The organism is Gilvibacter sp. SZ-19, from assembly GCF_002163875.1.
Classification (GTDB): Bacteria; Bacteroidota; Bacteroidia; order Flavobacteriales; family Flavobacteriaceae; genus Gilvibacter.
Genome location: NZ_CP019333.1, coordinates 2,645,699 through 2,664,284, shown reverse-complemented (window position 1 = coordinate 2,664,284; position 18,586 = coordinate 2,645,699). Strand labels below are relative to the sequence as shown.

The window sequence follows — 18,586 nt, the reverse complement described above, 5'->3', positions numbered from 1 at the left end:
CTTAAAGATTTACAGTGGTTGCAGCCCCAGGACTAACCGAAACATCCTGGCCGTTAACGCTAACCGTTAGCGAACTGTCTCCGTCAACTTCTAAACTGCACGAATTAGCGTCTATGGTCACCGTAAGGATCTGTCCTCTAAAATTCACACGGAAACGATAGCTGTCCCATTGTTCAGGTATTCTCGGAGTTAAACTCGGTTTATCATCGCGAATTCTAAAACCAGCAAAGCCCTCTACAATACTCATCCAAGTACCGGCCATGGAAGTGATGTGACAACCTTCTTCAACTTCTTTGTTGTAATCGTCCAAATCCAGACGAGAGGTTCTTAAATAAAACGTATAGGCTTGCTGCATTCGACCTAATTTCGCAGCCTGTATAGCGTGTACACAGGGCGACAAAGAAGATTCGTGCACGGTAAAAGGCTCGTAGAAATCAAAATGTCTTTCCAATTCCTCATCCGTAAATTGATCTTCAAAGAAATAGAATCCCTGAAGGGTATCCGCTTGTTTGATGTAGGGCGAACGCAAAATGCGATCCCAAGACCAATGTTGATTTATCGGGCGCTGCTTCGGGTCAAGATCGCTGACCTCAATAAGCTCTTTGTCTAAGAAGCCATCTTGCTGCAAGAACACATTGTGCTCCTGGGAATATGGAAAATAAAGTCCGTCGGCAACCGCGGTCCAATCTTCTATCTCTGCGGCCGTCAAATTCGTTTTGTTGGTGATGCGCTCGTAATCTGCAGCTGCTTCAGATTTAATGCGGTTCATCTGCGCTGCGGCGTAATTCAAACACCATTGCGCACTAAAATTGGTATACCAGTTGTTGTTGACGTTATTTTCATATTCGTTCGGGCCAGTAACTCCTAAGATCACATATTTCCCTTTCTCTTTGGAGAAGGTAGCGCGCTGCTTCCAGAATCTAGCGATCCCGATAAGCACCTCCGCTCCCATTTCATTGATGTAAGAGGTGTCTCCTGTATAACGCGCATAGTTGAAGATCGCAAAGGCAATAGCCCCATTTCGGTGGATCTCCTCGAAGGTGATCTCCCACTCGTTATGGCACTCCTCTCCGTTCATGGTTACCATAGGATACAATGCCGCTCCATCGGTAAAACCAAGCTTCTGAGCATTCTCAATGGCCTTTTGCAGGTGTTTGTATCTATATATCAGAAGGTTTTTGGCCACTTCCTGATTCTTGGTGGCCATGTAGAATGGTAAGCAATAGGCTTCGGTATCCCAATAGGTACTACCACCATATTTTTCGCCAGTAAAGCCTTTGGGGCCAATATTCAAGCGTGGGTCTTTACCCAAATAGGTTTGGTTGAGTTGAAAGATATTAAAACGGATTCCCTGTTGCGCCTTATCATCGCCTTGAATTTTAATATCTGCCATGGCCCATATCTGTTCCCAAGCAGCAGCCTGAGCGTTGGCCAAGGCCTTAACACCGGTTTCCATTCCTTTTGCCAATACGGCTTTGGCTGCTGGGATCAAATCGTCTATGGCGTGGTTGGTAGATACCGTATAACCGGCATACTTTTCTAAATTGATGGTGTCTCCTTTAGCGACCATGGCCTCATAAGTAACACTGGCCGTCATAGCTGTTTGATCTACCTGACTTTCTGCAACAGGTTTGTCGTTTAGAAAAACCTGAGAATCCATATAAGTACACACATGAAAGGCGGTCTTCTCTGTGGCCGAATGTATAAAGGCTGCGGATTTGTTAGCGCTTATACCTTTGATATCCCAGAATTTATCGTCCCAGTTAGAGTCTTCGTTGGTGATTCCAGCATCGATATAGGGCGTAAAACTGATCTGCGCGTCTGCATTGAGTGGCGTAACGCGATAATCAATAACACCTAGCTCGTCCATATCTAAAGAAAGGAATCGCAAAACGGAAACCTCAACCTCCTTGCCATTTTGTAGCGTTGCTTTAAAGCTACGGGTATAAAGGCCGGTCTTCATGTCCAACTCGCGCTTAAAATCAGCTACACTTTTACAAGTATGCAAGTCCAGCGCTTCTCCATCAACACTAACATTTACCCCTATCCAGTTCGGCGCATTCAGTACTTTGGCAAAATATTCCGGATAACCGTTCTTCCACCAACCCACTCGCGTCTTGTCCGGGTAGTAGACTCCGGCAATATAGCTTCCTTGAAAGGTAGGGCCTGAATACTGTTCTTCGAAATTGGCGCGTTGGCCCATTGCTCCGTTACCGAGACTAAAAAGGCTTTCAGATGATTTTACGCGCTCCGGATCAAATCCTTCTTCTATGATAGACCACGGATGTGTTACAATATATTGCTGGTTCATTTTACTTCTTCGCTGGTTAATAGATTTATAAAATCGGTTGGTATTTGCTCAAAATTTTCAAAAACATGATGGGCGTGAGACAGATGCTCTTTTTTTCCAATTCCTACGGAGACCATGCCACCATTATTAGCAGCCGTTACTCCTGCCTTAGAATCTTCAAAGACGACACATTGTTGTGGTTGTAGTCCAAGAAGCTCTGCGCCCTGTAAAAAGACCTCAGGATCTGGTTTGGCGGCGGAAACGTTAGTACCATCTACTATGGCGTCAAATTGATCGATCATGCCAACGCGCTCTAAAATATGTCTGGCATTCTTACTGGCAGAACCCAAGGCTACGCGATACCCTTCGCGCTTTAATTTGGCAATGAACTCACGTACCCCTGGCAGTACGTCGTCTGCACTCATGGTGGCTACATGTGCCAAGTAGTCGACATTCTTGTCCGAAGTCAAAAAGTCAAATCGCTCCTTTGTGATCTCTATCCCTGCCCAATCTAATATCTTTTGCAGGGAATCAATACGGCTAACGCCTTTGAGCTGTTCGTTTAATTCTGGTGTTAATTCAAAGCCTAAGGTGGCTGCAGTTTTTTTCCAGGCTAGGTAATGGAAATGGGCTGTATCTACAATTACCCCATCCAGATCAAATATAATTCCTTCTATTTTCATCGTAATTATAACGCGACCTGTGCCTCCAACTAAATAGATGTTGAAAGCTGCAAATCGCTTATGTATTTAAGCGACAAGCACTATGCTCATCTGCGTCAAAAAAAGGGAAGTAATAATAGCCGCAGAAATGCGGTATAAATATAAGGAATTTTTACACCAAAGCCTTATTTGGCCGTTGAGGCCCTGGGAATCAATTCGGTCTGGATCACTAAGGTCTGATAAGCGTCGTCCGGGTCGTCGTTCTCAATTCTGTCTATCAGTAAATGTGCCGCGCGTTTGCCCATATCATAACCGTGTTGACTTACCGTAGACAATGGCGGTTGTGCGTATTTAGAGAGCAAGCCATCTGTAAACCCAACCACTTTTACGTCTTGTGGCACTTGTTTGCCAGTTTTTTTAACCGCATTCATGGCCGCAATTGCAAAGATCTCATTCACTGCAAAAATAGCATCCAGGTCAGGGTTTTTATCTAAGTAAGCGCCTATGGCCATATCTAAGGCATCACTCTGCGCTATAGTGTCCATATCGTCATCTAGTTTTAACACCCGCTGCGACATTTCTTCCTGGCCTGCATCTTTCAAGGCTTTCTGATAGCCCATATACCTAAGCTTACCTACATTGACATGATCGTTGGTGGTAATGATACCAATATTGGAACAACCCTGATCTACCAAGTAAGACACTGCTGTTCGAGCGCCACGCACGTCGTCTACCACTACTTTATCGGTGTCCAGATCTGGCAGATCCCTATCCACTATCACAATTGGCATTCCTTGGTTTATGGTCTCACGCAAATGGTGATAGTCTTTTTTAAGCAGGGTTTCTTTTGCTACGGAGATGATAAAGCCATCTATACTCCCGTTGGCTAGGGTATCCATGTTGTGCACCTCTTTGGCAAATGACTCGTTAGAGAGTCCAATTACCACATTATAACCTCTACTGTTGGCCTCCTCCTCTACGCCTTGAATTACCGTAGTAAAAAAATGATGGACGATCTCCGGAATAATGATCCCTATGGTATGAGCCCGTTGATTCTTTAGGCTCAAGGCTATATTATTGGGCTTGTAATTGTACAAGGCGGCAAATGCCTGGATTTTCTTGCGGGTTTCCTCCCCAATTTCGTGGCTGTCCTTTAATGCTTTTGATACGGTAGAGATAGACACCTCTAATTCTGAGGCGATCTTCTTTAAGGTCATTTTTGGCATAGGCTCTATTGTAGGATTCTAAAAAGTGCTAAACAATTGATAATCAAAGGCCGAAATATTCTCGATTCTGTAGTATTCGTCCGTAAAATTTTAGAAAGTGTTAAAATACGCAAACTTATCAACACGCAAACGTTTTCGTGGGTCTTTCTTAGCTGCACAAGCTTTGCAGACTCAATATTTAGGCTACTTTTACTTTTAAGGAAGTAATAATAGCATCTATTAGTGAATTTTTAGCCCGTTAAGGGTCGCTATTATAGTTGATATTAAAAAGAAGGCGCTCACTGAGCGCCTTTTTTGTTATTGGAAATACACATAAGTACCGATCACTATGATCACCACTATAGCGCCGGCGAGCTTAACGTGTTTCCACGGTTCAATATCGACCTGCTCGGTATACTTTTGAACATAAGGCGTTTCTCTCGGCTTCCACTTTCCGATGGCAAGCATGATCAAAGTATTTAAAACAAATAAGATCGCCATTACGTGTAAGAAGTGAGGATAGGCTCCCGCTTCTATCGCCGCTAACTGTTCAGCGTCAGTGATCCCTCTTGCCGCTGCGTCTTCTAAGGCCTTACCGACAAAATGAGGTTGCATAATGAACTGGCTCAAAATATAAAGTAAAGAACCTGACAGCAACCCTATCTTGGCCGCTAATGCCGGTACACGCTTGGTCAAATAACCAATCACAATGATGGTTAGAATAGGAATCGAATAGATTCCGTTTACTTCTTGTAAGTAGTCGAACAGCGATCCAGCATTGGCCAATTGTGGCGCAATGAACATAGAAGCCAATGCAAGTATTACTCCAAAGGTCTTTCCGTTCTTAACTACGGTCTTTTCGTCGGCGTCTTTGTTTATATGTTGCTTGTAGATGTCTATCCCGAAAAGGGTCACCGAACTGTTAAGTACAGAATTGAACGAACTCAAGATCGCACCAAAGAGCACGGCTGCAAAGAAACCGAGCCATGCAGAAGGCAATACGGCATTAACCAAACGTGGATAAGCCGCATCGGCCTGCTCCAATCCGCCTTGGAAATAATGGAAGGTGATAATACCGGGCAATACCACGATCACAGGGCCTAATATTTTAATAAAAGAAGCCAGGATCAATCCTTTCTGGCCTTCTTTAAGGTTTTTAGCTGCCAAGGCACGCTGAATGATCTGTTGGTTGGTTCCCCAGTAGAAAAGTTGAACCAGCATCATTCCTGTAAATATCGTAGAGAATGGGATCGCACTGGTATTGCTCCCCATAGCTTCAAATTTCTCCGGGTTCGCCTCAGTAAGGGTAGTCCAGCCCTCCATGATGCTGCCATCACCTATGGCCATCAGTCCGAAGATAGGAATAAGCAATCCTCCTATGAGTAAGCCAATGGCATTGATAGTGTCAGAAACGGCTACTGCCTTCAGCCCTCCAAATACGGCATAAATGGAACCGATAATACCAATTCCCCAAACACAGATCCACAGTGCTGCGGTATCTGAAACGCCTAATAATTCTGGGATCCCAAACATATTGGAGATCGCCAAGGATCCGGAGTAAAGAATAACAGGTAACAGTACAACTACATAACCTGTTAAGAACAAACCGGATGTCAATGTCTTTGTGGTGACATCAAAACGGTTGGCCAAAAATGTAGGTACCGTTGTGAGTCCGCCTTTTAAATAGCGTGGTAATAGAAATAAAGCAGTTACAACTATAGCAATCGCTGCAAGGGTTTCCCAAGCCATTACCAAGATACCTTGATCGTAAGCAGATCCGTTAAGACCCACGATCTGTTCTGTGGAAAGGTTGGTCAATAAGAGCGAGCCGGCAATGACACCAGCCGTAAGACTTCGGCCACCGAGAAAATAACCGTCACTGGTATTTTCGTCTGTTTTTCGGGTTGCTAAATAAGAGATCACACCCACCATTGCGGTAAAGCCTACGAAGGATAAAATTGCTAGCATAGTTGTTTGATGTTGGTTGATAAAAACTTGCCCAAACGGACAGTCTGGGCAAGTTAATAATAAAAATGAAGAACGTATTGTTCTTTAGGTTTGCCGTCTTTTTAGACTATCGCTTTACGATCTTGATCTGCTGCTGACCTGCGTCAGTAGTCACTGTAGCAAAGTAAACTCCGGTCTTAAGACCAGCTACATTGATAGCAGAGTTTGTTCCTGTAAGTTTCTGAGTCAAAACTTGTTGTCCAAGAACATTGTAAATAGCGATTCCTGTTTGCTCGGTTCTAGTCTGTACGTTAAGAACATCGTTAGCTGGGTTTGGATAAGCAGACAAGCCGATGATCTCAGCATCGTTCACGTTAAGAGCAACTGGTCCTACAACTACGCTACCTAGAGCAGCTTCGTCAGCTGGGTTAGCGTTAGCTCCAACAACTTCGAATCCAACTTGTACGTTAGCGTCAGTTCCTTCTACCTCTGTCATAGTTACAGAGAATACTCCTGTTCCAGTGATAGGAGTAGTCACTTCACGAAGTGTAGAGAAATCTGCGTTGAATACACGTACAAAAGCTACTACAGAATAAGCACCATCTAGCGTGTAGCTTCCTACACCACCAGTAAAGGTGATCTCTTGTCCTACTGCAGAGTTGTCTGCGTAGATAGTACTAGCTTTCATTAGTTTGTTTCCTTCTCCAGTAGTTTGGTCTACCCAAAACGGATCGTCTGGGTTGTCCGCATAAGTGTTGAAGTTAGGCTGTAGCGTGATCGTACCACCTGCACAGTCTACAGTTGTTTTTAGATCAGCTACTCCCCATCCTGAACCGAAAGCGTAAGTAACACCATCTAGTTCAAAAACGTTCATGAATCCTCCCCAGGCGTCTCCATCGGCGCCCGCACAAGGATCAGTTTCGATGGTCACCTGTGCCATACCGGTGGCAAAGGTTAGCATCATTGCTAAGAGTAAGTAAGTTTTTCTCATCACATTTTCAATTTAAATTAATATTCAAGTTTCACGTTTAATAATTGTACACCTTCACGTAGTCCACGATAAAGTCCTGCGGAAAGATGTTATCATCTACCTCAGGGCCGCCAAAATGTCCTCCAATCGCCATATTAATGATCAAATAGAATGGCTTATCAAACGGCCAGGTCTGGGCGTTCTTTGTCTTGGGCTTAAAAGTGTATACTTCTTTATTGTCTATATAAAAGCTGATCTTGTCGGCCGTCCAATCCGTACGGTACACATGGAAGTCGTTTTCCACATCAGCGATATGTGTTTGTTTTGAGTTGATCGTTGCCCCATAACTATCGGGCGTATGTAGGGAGTTGTAGATCACCCCAGGTTGCTTGCCAACGTACTCCATAATATCGATCTCACCACAAGCCGGCCAAGTGTTGGTATCAATATCGTTGCCTAACATCCAAATGGCTGGCCAGATCCCCTTTCCTTTAGGTAATTTGGCTCGAACCTCAATACTGCCATATTGAAACTCCATTTTGCCCTTGGTGGTGATACGACTGCTGTTGTATACATCACCTTTTTTAGTGGCGGAGATGATCAAATGACCGTTATCTACCACAGCATTGGCTTTATTGTAGATCTGTCGCTCGTTGTTACCCCAACCGCAGAGATTAGGACAACCGTCGCCGAGTTCGTAATTCCAATAGACCTCATTAAGCTGATTCCCGTCAAAATGCTCCTCGAAAACGAGCTTGCTAGAAGTGTGTCCACAACCAGCTAAAAGCAAAAAAGACGATATGATCAAAATGGTTCTTAACATGTCTTATCTGGCAAATTCTGTACTGTACTGGGTTGCTGAGCTCCCTCCAACGAAAACTCTGAAAAGACCGTCTTCCACTATGAACTCGCCGTCATTATTGTAGAAACCTAATTCGGCATCACTTATGTTGAAAGTGATCTCTTTAGATGCTCCCGGTTCTAATTCCACCAATTCGAATCCTTTGAGTTCACGAACAGGTCGGGTCACAGACGCAGTTACGTCTTGTATGTATAGCTGAGCTACCTCTTTGCCTTTAACCGCTCCGGAGTTGGTAAGGGTAAAGCTGACCTTATAAGAGCCGTCTCCATTGGCATTAACCTCTAATCCGTCATATTTGAACTCTGTATAGCTCAATCCGTGTCCGAACGGATATAAAGGGTCGTTGGATTCGTCCATATAGTGTTGCCAGAAAACCAAATTTGGCGCTGGGATTGTCGGTCTACCTGTGCTCTTATGGTTGTAATACAAAGGAATTTGCCCCTTGTCTCTTGGCGTGGTCATTGGCATCTTCCCGCTTGGGTTGTAGTCTCCGTAAAGCACTTGAGCAATTGCGTTTCCACTTTGAGTTCCCAACTGCCATGCTTGCACAATAGCAGGAATGTTTTCGTCTGCCCAAGGCAAGGCCAAAGGTCGTCCGCTTTGCAACACCAGTACTATGTTCTTATTAACTTTATAAACTGCCTCTAATAGCTCTTGTTGAACACCTGGCAGATCTATATTCGCACGACTGCGTCCTTCTCCAGTTTGCCATCCTACCTCTCCGAGATTCATGACCACCACATCTGCGGAACGAGCTACGCGTATTGCCTCTGCGAAACCACTGGTATCATCTTCGTTGATCTTGGTCTCCATTACAAAAGAGGTAGGTCCAACGGATACCTGCGCTCCTAAAGCGTAGGTAAGCCTGTTGTCTGGGTAGGCCGCCATACCTTCCATTAATGAAACGGCAGTATTGTCATCGGCGGCAATTCTCCAACTACCCAGTGGGGAGTTTTTGTCATTGGCAAACTGACCTATTACGGCTATGCGTTGCCCAGACTTTTTCAAAGGGAGTAATTTATTCTCATTCTTTAGCAGTACAATGGACTTCTTAGCCATATCTAGTACTGCCTCTTGATGCGCTTCTTTACCAATGGTGGCTTTTTCTCGGGCCTCGTCACAGTATTTATAAGGATTTTCAAAAAGTCCCAATTCGTATTTCACCGTTAAGATTCGTCTTGCAGCATCGTTGATATAGGCCTCGTCTACTTTTCCTTCTTGTACGAGGGCCGCTAAATGCTCCACATATAAATAGGATTCCATATCCATGTCTGAACCGGCATTTGCAGCCAACTCGGCAGCGTGTTTCCCGTCTTCCGCATAGCCATGAGGAATCATTTCTCCGATAGATCCCCAATCAGAAACCACAAAACCTTGGAAATTCCATTGGCCTTTTAATATCTCTCGTTGAAGAAACTCATCGCCAGTTGCCGGTATTCCGTTAAGCACATTAAAACTATTCATAAAGGTCTTTACATCGGCATCTACTGTAGCCTTGAAAGGGGGTAGAACCATATTGTACAGCGTACTGCTGCCAAAATCGGCAGTGTTGTAATCTTTACCACCTTCGGCAAAACCATATCCCGCAAAGTGCTTGGTGCAAGCCGCAATGGTAAAGGGATCTGAAAGATCGTCGCCCTGGAATCCTTTAACACGAGCCATGGCTATCTTGCTTCCGAGGTATGGATCTTCTCCTGCTCCTTCCATAACTCGACCCCAACGTGGGTCTCGTCCTATGTCGACCATAGGAGCAAAGGTCCAATTGATTCCAGAAGCGGCTGACTCTGCTGCAGATACTTCTGCGGATCTTTTAATGGCTTCCATATCCCAACTTGCAGCTTCCGCTAGCGGTATCGGGCTTAGGGTTTTATACCCGTGGATGGCGTCAAAACCAATGATAAGCGGTATTCCCAAGCGGGTCTCTTCTACAGCTATCTTCTGTACTGCGCGTACATTTTCAACCCCACGAACATTCAACATAGAGCCGACCCAACCTTTCTTGAGGTGATCGTATTTTTTGTTTGCAGCCTCATCACCCGCTGGTACTGGTCCTGTTACGTTCCAGAAACCATTGTACTGATTCATTTGGCCGATCTTCTCTTCTAAGGTCATGATACTCAGTAAAGAATCAACTTCGGCGGCAAACGGACTCGAACTGTCTGAACTGACTTTAGATGACCCCGTTCCTGAATTACAGGCCACAAAGGTCAAAGCCAAAATAAATATCCCGAAAAATGCTGCTTTTTTCATCTATTGGTATACTCTTATGTAATCGATTTCAAATGTAGATTCCGTAAAGGCAGGATCTATAGCACCGCCAAAGGTTCCTCCCATGGCCACATTGACCAAAAGGAAAAAGTCCTTTTGGAAAGGAACCGACTCAGAATTCGGGAAGCTCAATCCAACAGTATCATTGACATAAAAGGTTATCTGATCTTCTGTCCATTCTAAGGCGTAGATATTGAAGTCATCTGACGCTCCAGGTAATGGAGTATCTACTGTGATAGCATCTCCTCCAGAATTCCCAGGGAAGTGCAGGGAATTAAAGATCACGTCTTGGCTGTTGCCAACGTGCTCCATAATGTCCATTTCTCCTGCTCCTGGCCAAGGGTTGGTATCTATATCGGCTCCTAGCATCCAGAATGCTGGCCAAGTTCCGGCACCCGTAGGCAGCTTGGCACGCATTTCCACACGTCCGTATTGGAACTCGAATTTATCTTTGGTGATCATACGAGCTGAGGTATAGTTTGATCCTTCAAAAGCCTCGGCTCTTGCAGTGATCTTCAATACTCCGTCTTCTACAATGGCATTCTCTGGACGATCGGTATAGTACTGCGCCTCGCCATTACCCCAACCACATAGGTCTGGACAACCATCTCCTATCTCAAAGGTCCAGTTGGCCTCACAAGGCGCTCCTGGAGTATCGAACTCATCGGCCCACACTAACACATCGTTGTTTCCACTTCCGGTGGCTCCTGTAGAACCGCCAGCACAACCTGGATCTCCTCCTCCACTTTCTGGGACAAAGGTGTGGTACCAAGCTAGTGGATCTCCTGGTGGATCAAATGGATTCTGAATTCCACGTACAACCAGTTTGTTCTCGGTAAGCTCTACGATCTCATATTCTGTAATTCCAGCATAATATGAAAGAGTACTACCTGGAACAGTGAGCGTTGTTGTTCCGTCTGATTCGATCAACGAGAAATTAGTACTCAGTTCTATCTGATCAGAGATATCTCTACATTCGTCTACAAACTGACCTGGATTAGCCTCCGGAAAGAAACGCTTGATTTCTGTCCAGTTAATAAAGGTCTCCGCACCCGGATCTAAGGTATAGAAGAAACCTCCAGCTCCGTCGAAACTAAAAGTGATAGTATCGTCATAAAGACAAGGATCTAATTGATTCGGAGCAGCACTAAAGAAGTTGGCAAAATCAACATCTGGAGCACCTACTCCAAAGTGTCCTCCATTTGCTGAATCCCAAACCCAAGTTTTGCTGCCGTCTCCGGCTAAGGCAAATTGTACATCAGGATCCAAAACCAAGATAACATCGAGTTCTGCTGTTAACTGCAATGAGCTGGAAGCCCCTCCTCTACCAAAGGCCACTACAACGATATCTCGCGTGTACTGGCCAACTTCGATATAGCGGAAGGTGGCTTCCTGTCCATTACTAACTACCACAGGGTCAGCATCAGGCTCAAAAAAGACATGAAAATTAATGGCATTGTCTGCCGATGGTAAAACACTAACTACGCCTGATTGGTCACTGGCCACTGTGAGTTCAACTTGCAAATTAGTCGGTGCAGTGACATCGCCGAAGACCTTATCGTCTTCTTGACATCCCTGGACACCTAGAATCACTGTGATGATGAAAAATAATTGATAAATACGTTTCATAGTCTATTTTTTAAAAAGCAAGTTGAATGTCGTCAAAATAATAGGTCGATCCATCTCCAGGGAGGTCTACAACGAACTCAAAGAAAATGATCACCCTGTCGTAAGTTCCTGTTGGACTTGAGCCGGAAAAGTCCCAAGTCAAGGTCTCCCAAGTATCTATAACATTGGTGTTGACATCGAGCTCTACAAATTCGCCCGGATCTGCCGAATTCTCCAGTTTTAAACGTACTGGAATCCCAGCTTTAGGAGAATAAGTATTCACAGAGATCATCTGGGTTGCAGAGAAGTCTACTGGACTGTCTAGTTCTACTATGGTACCTGCAAAGAACTGTGCTCCTACCGTTTTAGTAGTTCGCACCACTGTTGCACTGGTGTTTATACCACCGGGTACGGCATTGGCCTCTACTGCAGAGTCGGCACCTTCGAATCCGAAGACCGTATAGGTCAGATCGGGATCTTCAAAGTCCACTGGTAATTCTACCCCAGCTGGTGTGTCTAGTTCAATATCATCGAAATAATAGGTAGAACCATCTCCAGGTAAGTCCACAATGAACTCAAAGAATACGATTACTCTGTCGTAAGTTCCTGATGCCCCTGTGAAGTCGTAAACTAGAGTCTCCCAAGTATTGATCACGGTGGTATTGGCATCTAGCTCAACAAATTCGCCCGGATCGGCAGAATTCTCCAGTTTCATACGCACTGGAATTCCAGCTTTAGGAGAATAGGTTTTCATTCGGATGGAAGACGACTCGCTAAAGTCAATGGGCTCTCCCAGTTGTACAATGGTCCCTGCAAAGAATTGTGCCCCTACCTCTTTGGTAGTGCGAACCACATTGGCACTGGTATTGATACCACCTGGCACTGGGTTCGCCTCACGAGCAGAATCTGCTCCTTCGAATCCGAAGATACCGTAATCCAAAGTATCGTCTTCAAAATCTACAGGAAGTGTAACTATAGGACCGGTGGTCACGTTGGCCTGTTCTATATTGTCATAATAGAAAGTGTCTCCTGCTCCTGCATTGCCAAAGTCAAAGAAGATAACCACTTTAGAATATTCTTGGGTAAGGTCTGCACCTGAGAAATCAAAACCTAGCTGCTCCCACTCATTGGTAACAGAGGTCACGGCATCGATCTCTGTGGCTATTGCCGGATCGTCTGCATTCTCTAATTTCAATTTAACAACGGCTCCTGCCAGTGGAGACCATACGTCTACCGTAAAGCTTTGGAATTCGCTAAAATCTATTGGATCTCCTAATTGCAGTATGGTTCCCGCAAAGATCTCAGCTCCTGGTTCTTTAAAGAACTCAGCAACCTTTGTACTCGTGTTTATACCAGAAGGATCCGGATTGTCAATAACCTGGCTTTGAGCTCCGCCAAAATCTACAAATGCATAATTGATGGTGCTAGATTCAAAATCAATAGGCAATACTATCGGGTTTCTGATCTCTATGGTCACAGTCTCTTCGGCAGTAGCGGCTCCACCACTCAATGCCACAACGCGAACATCGTAAAAACCAACCTCGGCATAGGTATAAGGCACTGTCTCTCCTATTCCGAAAGGAGTAGCTTCTTCGTCTGCTACTTCTCCGAAGAATACTTCGAAGCTCGCAGCAAAGTCAGCCGAGGCAGAAACCTCTATAGTAAACGCATCACTGGTTTGTACCACATTGACCACTAAATTCTCAGGAGCTCGAAAAGAGACAACTACCTCTTGTTCCAAGGTTGTGCTCTCTCCTTCCAGATTAAAGGCCGTAAGCGTAGCAGTGTAGGTTCCCTCTGCATAGACATGGCTGTCTTGTTGCCCCGGAGTCAATTCGTCACTCGACCCTCCACCATCGCCATAGTCGATAACAAAGGTCGAAGCACCTTGGGCTGTTGGCGTAAAGGTCACGGTTCCGGAATTGTCTTGGGCCAGAAGCACCCCGAGTCGCAAGTCCTGAGGTACGGTTATCTGATCTAAAAAGTCAAGATCGCGGTCGTCGTCCTTACAGGCGCTAAAAACAAGCAGAAAGACAAAGGCAACTGCCGCAAATGGTCGTATGGTTCTCACTAAATGCTTCATATTAATATCCGGGGTTTTGTTCCCAACGGTTACCCGCTAATTGAATCTCAATTTCTGGGATTGGAAATAATTCGTGTTTGCCGGTTTGGAAACCGTCTATATCGGTAGCTGCACGGCCAGTTCTTACCAAATCAAAGAAATGGTGTCCCTCGCCAACAAGCTCTAATCTTCTGTCTAGGTAAATAGCCTCTGTCAATGCAGCTCCTGTTGCAGTGATCGGAGCTAAGCCAGCTCTTTCGCGAACCTGATTCAGATACTGCTGTGCAGTTACATCAGAGCCTCCGCCGCGATTGTGCGCCTCCGCAGCCATTAGTAATACGTCTGCATAACGGATAGCTCTGTAGTTGTTTGGATTGGTCAGGTTTTGATCTCCAATGTTAAGATCTCCTTGACGCGCAATGTATTTTCTGTTGTAAAAGCCTGTGTGCTCAAAACCTTCTACCCAAGACACACCTGCTCCGCCGTTGTAATCGGCATTTTCTGCAGCAAACAGCTCGATATTTAAAATACCGGCATCTCTGCGCGTATCGCCATCTTCATAAGCGTCATAGGTCTCTTGAGTCGGTACATTGAAGCTAAAACCTGAATCGTATAAAGGGCCGCTAAAATTGCGGATCCCGTTAAAACCAACCGCAACGTTTCCTTCGCTACACTGCAAACAGTTGAAACTCGCACCTTGTACATCTGTATACTGTACTTCGAAAACAGATTCTGGGCCGTTCTCTCCTTCCAATTCCCAAATGTCTGCAAAGTTCTCTACTAAAGAATAGTTACCAGAGTTGATCACTTGATCTAGAACAGTGGCAGCATCGCCGAATTTATTCTGATACAAGTAAACTTTACCCAATAGGGCTTGAGCAGCACCTTTGGTCACGCGCCCGGTCTCGGGTTGCACCGCTGGCAAATTATCTATGGCAAACTGTAGATCGGCCTCGATCTGAGCATAGACCTCTGCCGCTGGAGTTCTGTCGATACTGGTCTCCTCTCCAAAAAGAATGCGTTTGTCGACTGCTAGCGGTACATCGCCAAAGAATTTTACCAATTCGAAATAATAATAAGCTCTAAGGAATGTGGTTTGTCCAAGCACATTGGCTTTCCCTGGGAAATCGGTCTTGTCTTTAAACTCCATGATAAAGTTCGCACGGTTGATTCCACCGTACATCCAAGTCCAGATGTCACGCAGCTGTTGGTTGATAGGCGTATGACGCATATCGTCTATTTCCTGAATTCCAGGAACGTCGATCGCACTTTCACCTCCAGCCAAAGTGTTGTTAGAGGCTATCTCCCCTAACATCACATTGATATAGCTACTCTGGAGTAGATCGTAAGCCGCTATCAAGGCAGATTGATACTCCTCTTCGTTGTTGAAATAGTCTTCTGAATTAGCCACAGGAGCGTCAACGTCTACAAAATCGTCGCTACAACTCCAGGCAAAGCCTACAAGCAGGCAAAAAGCTAAGACAGGTTTTAGAAAAATGGACACTTTCATGGGTTTAATATTTGATGTTTAGGCCTAACAAAAAGGTTCTTGGTGTAGGATAGAATCCTTGGTCAATTCCCGCTCCAATTGGCGCTCCGCCAGAAGCTGTCGGGTCATACCCTTGATATTCGGTTAGGGTGAATAGGTTGTCAATAGATACGTATACTCTGAACTTACTGAGTTTGAATTTCTCACGCATTCCCTCTCCAAAGGAATACCCCAATTGGAGATTCTGCATTCTTAAGAAACTACCGTCTTCGACGTAGAAATCAGAGAATAATGTGTTTGAAGTAGCTGCCGTGGTCACACGAGGGAAAGAGTTTGAACTCCCTGGGCCAGTCCAGCGATCTAGATAATATACAGTTCGGTTGGTCAACTGCTGATTGCGTTCGTAGTTGCGAACAATGTCGTTTCCGACAGATCCGAAGGCATAGGCCAAGAAATCGAAGTTCTTCCACTCAAAAGAGAAATTAAGACCAAATGTAAGGTCTGGAATTGGGTCTCCGATATTGGTGCGGTCGTTGCTGTCAATTACACCGTCGCCATTTACGTCAACAAAGCGAAGATCTCCAGGCAATGCGCCGTCTTGAATAGCGTGTGCGTCGATCTCTGCCTGATTCTGGAAGATCCCGTCGGTTTGCAATCCGTAGAAATATCCAATAGGGAAACCAGCCTCCATACGGGCAGGGAAATCTTGTCCGATCCCAAAGGAACCTCCAGGCAAGAATGAATTGTCACTATTAACGAACAACACTTCATTGCGCAAGGCAGTCATGTTACCACTAATACTGTATCTGAAATCTTCGTTGATAGTTCCGCGCCAAGACACTGCAAATTCAACTCCTTGGTTCTCTACTGTACCTGCGTTAACAATAGGTGGTAAAGATCCTGGAGCACTGGCTCCAAGGATACCAGAGATCGGTGCAGATACCAATAGGTCGTTGGTCTGTCTGTTAAAGTAATCAACGGTCACATTCAAGCGGCTGTTAAAGAAGCGCGAGTCGAATCCGATGTTGAAAGACTCTTGCTGCTCCCACTGGATCTCTGGGTTTGCAATAACCCCTAGCGTAGGACGCTGCTCTAAGTTGCCATCTATCACGTATTCTCCTTCGCCTCCTAGCAGAGAAACGAATTGGAAATCTGGAATACGGTCGTTTCCGAGTATTCCGTAAGAAGCTCTAAGCTTTAAGAAATCTAACCATGACACATCTGCCAGAAAGGCCTCATCGCTCATGATCCAACCCGCTGAGAATGATGGGAATATCCCGAATTTGTTTCTAGGACCAAACTTGGTAGAACCGTCACGTCTAACAACTCCCGAGAACAAATACTTTCCTTTATAGTCGTACTGAACACGTGCGAAATACGAAAGCAAGCGGGCATCGAAAGTGTTGGGTACGTTCAAGAAATTATCGATAACGTCTGTAGCGTTGGCAATAGAAGCGTTGGCCACATCGTTGTCTGGAATGTCAAAACCTGTTGAACCGGTGAATTCACCTACCGTTTGGAATACCGAAGTACCAATGGTGGCTTTGATATTGTGATCGTCTCCAATGGATTTGTTGTAATTTACAAAGGCATCGAAGGTGTAATCTTTAAAGGTATTTAAGGACTCTCCTACAGCATTACGAGCTATGTTAAAGACCTTCCCAGATCCGTAGAAAACCTCTGGCTGAAAGAACCATCCGTCAACTTCGGAGTAGTTTCCTTGAAAACGGGCCTCCGCAGCAAAATCATCCAAGAATTCATATCTAAGCGTCGCACTACCACCAATCTTATTCACTTTGGTTCTGTTGTAGGTATTCTCTAATTGAGCCAAGGGATTGATCACCTCGTTCCCGAGTCCTTCTGCCAATGTAAAATCGCCGTTGGCATCGCGAATAGCGAAGGTCGGCGCATTGTTAAGTGCGTTGTAAAGTACCGATCCAATAGCGTTCTCTAAGATCCCACGACTGTCGGTATAGGTGTAAATGGCTGCGGTAGTGAACTTTAGGTTATCTAGTATATCGTATTGGTAGTTAAGACGTCCAGTGGTTCTTTCGAAGTTAGACTTATCTCCCCCACCTACGATACCGTCTTGGTTGGTGTAGGCCAAACTGAAGGAATAGCGGGATTTGTCACCTCCACCATCTCCGGTGAGCTCTATAAAGGAACGAGCGGCGGTTTTAAACACCTCGTCTTGCCAGTCTGTTCCTTGTCCTAAACCAGATACATCATTGAACAAAGGCGCTTGCCCACCATTGGTTCTAGCCTCATTGACCAATAAAGCATACTCTGTAGCGTTGAGCGCAGGGATCTTTCTGCTGGTCTGCTGAAATCCGGTAAAAGTGTTTAGACTTAAAGATAGCGGTGCATTTTTACGACCTGATTTGGTGGTAATAAGGATAACACCATTTGCAGCCCGCACACCGTAGATACCTGCCGTGGCATCTTTCAATACGTTGATGGATTCAATATCGGTAGGGCTAATAGTACTTAAGTCTTCAATAACGTTACCGTCTACTAATATTAAGGGACGAGAATCCCCGTTTGTGGAAACACCACGTATAGTAATATTAAGTCCGGCACCTGGTGCCCCGGAACCAGAGGTAACTTGAACCCCCGCCACTTGACCTTGAAGTGCTTGCTCCACACGTGTTGGTTTTAGCTCTTCTATGGTCTCTGCGGATAGAACAGTAACAGCCCCGGTGATCTCTTTTCGTTTTTGTGCACCATAACCCACAACCACTACTTGATCTAAGGCTTGCGCATCTTCTTCCATTATTATAGTAAGGGCTCCACTGGAATTGACAACCTGAGTTACGGTTTTAAACCCTATATAGGTAAATTCTAAGGTAGCACCAGCTGGAACGTTCTGGATTTCGAAATTTCCATCGAAGTCAGATATAGCTCCAAGGTTGGTATTTTGAACTACAACATTAACACCCCCTAAAGGAATGTTCTGATTGTCGTAAACGGTTCCGGTGATGTTGAGTTGCTGCGCGGAGACAGACAAGATAAAAAAGCCGAAAATTGCAGTGAAGAGCAGTTTCATAGAGATACTTTAATATTACATCTACTAAATTACACCACTACATTTACGATTTGACAATTTACACCCCTACAAAATATCTACATCCTAAAATTTTAACATTTAAATTGTTGATTTGATAATTTTAAAAATCTAAACATCTATTTTACAGACACTTAACAATATCAATGTTGAGTCATT

At 44.8% G+C, this 18,586-nt stretch carries 11 protein-coding genes; all 11 read right to left on the bottom strand.

Annotation, left to right across the window (positions count from 1 at the left end):
- Position 1: 1 nt before the first annotated feature.
- Positions 2 to 2,311 carry a glycoside hydrolase family 65 protein gene (locus BTO09_RS12385; protein WP_087525082.1) on the bottom strand — a complete coding sequence of 770 codons (2,310 nt, stop codon included), beginning with the start codon at positions 2,309 to 2,311 and terminating at the stop codon, positions 2 to 4.
- The gene (gene pgmB, locus BTO09_RS12380; RefSeq protein ID WP_198356482.1) at positions 2,308 to 2,973 is read right to left on the bottom strand and encodes a beta-phosphoglucomutase; all 666 of its coding nucleotides are present in this window, start codon (positions 2,971 to 2,973) and stop codon (positions 2,308 to 2,310) included. The genes BTO09_RS12385 and pgmB overlap by 4 nt, the downstream gene beginning before the upstream one ends.
- 164 nt (positions 2,974 to 3,137) lie before the next feature.
- Positions 3,138 to 4,178, bottom strand: a complete 1,041-nt coding sequence (locus tag BTO09_RS12375) for a LacI family DNA-binding transcriptional regulator (RefSeq protein ID WP_087525081.1) — start codon at positions 4,176 to 4,178, stop codon at positions 3,138 to 3,140.
- A 297-nt stretch (positions 4,179 to 4,475) separates the two neighbouring features.
- Complete coding sequence (locus BTO09_RS12370) at positions 4,476 to 6,125, bottom strand: solute:sodium symporter family transporter (RefSeq protein WP_087525080.1); 1,650 nt, start codon at positions 6,123 to 6,125, stop codon at positions 4,476 to 4,478.
- A gap of 106 nt (positions 6,126 to 6,231) precedes the next feature.
- A complete protein-coding gene (locus BTO09_RS12365; RefSeq protein ID WP_087525079.1) occupies positions 6,232 to 7,095 on the bottom strand; it encodes a T9SS type A sorting domain-containing protein in 864 nt (287 codons plus the stop codon).
- A 37-nt stretch (positions 7,096 to 7,132) separates the two neighbouring features.
- Positions 7,133 to 7,897 carry a family 16 glycosylhydrolase gene (locus BTO09_RS12360; RefSeq protein ID WP_087525078.1) on the bottom strand — a complete coding sequence of 255 codons (765 nt, stop codon included), beginning with the start codon at positions 7,895 to 7,897 and terminating at the stop codon, positions 7,133 to 7,135.
- A gap of 3 nt (positions 7,898 to 7,900) precedes the next feature.
- Complete coding sequence (gene bglX, locus BTO09_RS12355) at positions 7,901 to 10,186, bottom strand: beta-glucosidase BglX (protein ID WP_087525077.1); 2,286 nt, start codon at positions 10,184 to 10,186, stop codon at positions 7,901 to 7,903.
- Complete coding sequence (locus tag BTO09_RS12350; protein WP_087525076.1) at positions 10,187 to 11,833, bottom strand: family 16 glycosylhydrolase; 1,647 nt, start codon at positions 11,831 to 11,833, stop codon at positions 10,187 to 10,189.
- 10 nt (positions 11,834 to 11,843) lie between these two features.
- Complete coding sequence (locus tag BTO09_RS12345) at positions 11,844 to 13,895, bottom strand: hypothetical protein (protein ID WP_087525075.1); 2,052 nt, start codon at positions 13,893 to 13,895, stop codon at positions 11,844 to 11,846.
- A gap of 1 nt (position 13,896) precedes the next feature.
- On the bottom strand, positions 13,897 to 15,384 hold the full coding sequence (locus tag BTO09_RS12340) for a RagB/SusD family nutrient uptake outer membrane protein (protein ID WP_087525074.1): 1,488 nt from the start codon (positions 15,382 to 15,384) through the stop codon (positions 13,897 to 13,899).
- 4 nt (positions 15,385 to 15,388) lie between these two features.
- Positions 15,389 to 18,409 carry a TonB-dependent receptor gene (locus tag BTO09_RS12335; RefSeq protein WP_087525073.1) on the bottom strand — a complete coding sequence of 1,007 codons (3,021 nt, stop codon included), beginning with the start codon at positions 18,407 to 18,409 and terminating at the stop codon, positions 15,389 to 15,391.
- Between the last annotated feature and the right edge of the window lie 177 nt (positions 18,410 to 18,586).

Excerpts from the sequence above, each read along its gene's own strand:
- BTO09_RS12335 (WP_087525073.1), bottom strand. The coding sequence starts at position 18,409 with ATGAAACTGCTCTTCACTGCAATTTTCGGCTTTTTTATCTTGTCTGTC.
- BTO09_RS12365 (WP_087525079.1), bottom strand. The coding sequence starts at position 7,095 with ATGAGAAAAACTTACTTACTCTTAGCAATGATGCTAACCTTTGCCACC.
- BTO09_RS12370 (WP_087525080.1), bottom strand. The coding sequence starts at position 6,125 with ATGCTAGCAATTTTATCCTTCGTAGGCTTTACCGCAATGGTGGGTGTG.
- BTO09_RS12340 (WP_087525074.1), bottom strand. The coding sequence starts at position 15,384 with ATGAAAGTGTCCATTTTTCTAAAACCTGTCTTAGCTTTTTGCCTGCTT.
- BTO09_RS12360 (WP_087525078.1), bottom strand. The coding sequence starts at position 7,897 with ATGTTAAGAACCATTTTGATCATATCGTCTTTTTTGCTTTTAGCTGGT.
- pgmB (WP_198356482.1), bottom strand. The coding sequence starts at position 2,973 with ATGAAAATAGAAGGAATTATATTTGATCTGGATGGGGTAATTGTAGAT.
- bglX (WP_087525077.1), bottom strand. The coding sequence starts at position 10,186 with ATGAAAAAAGCAGCATTTTTCGGGATATTTATTTTGGCTTTGACCTTT.
- BTO09_RS12350 (WP_087525076.1), bottom strand. The coding sequence starts at position 11,833 with ATGAAACGTATTTATCAATTATTTTTCATCATCACAGTGATTCTAGGT.
- BTO09_RS12385 (WP_087525082.1), bottom strand. The coding sequence starts at position 2,311 with ATGAACCAGCAATATATTGTAACACATCCGTGGTCTATCATAGAAGAA.
- BTO09_RS12375 (WP_087525081.1), bottom strand. The coding sequence starts at position 4,178 with ATGCCAAAAATGACCTTAAAGAAGATCGCCTCAGAATTAGAGGTGTCT.
- BTO09_RS12345 (WP_087525075.1), bottom strand. The coding sequence starts at position 13,895 with ATGAAGCATTTAGTGAGAACCATACGACCATTTGCGGCAGTTGCCTTT.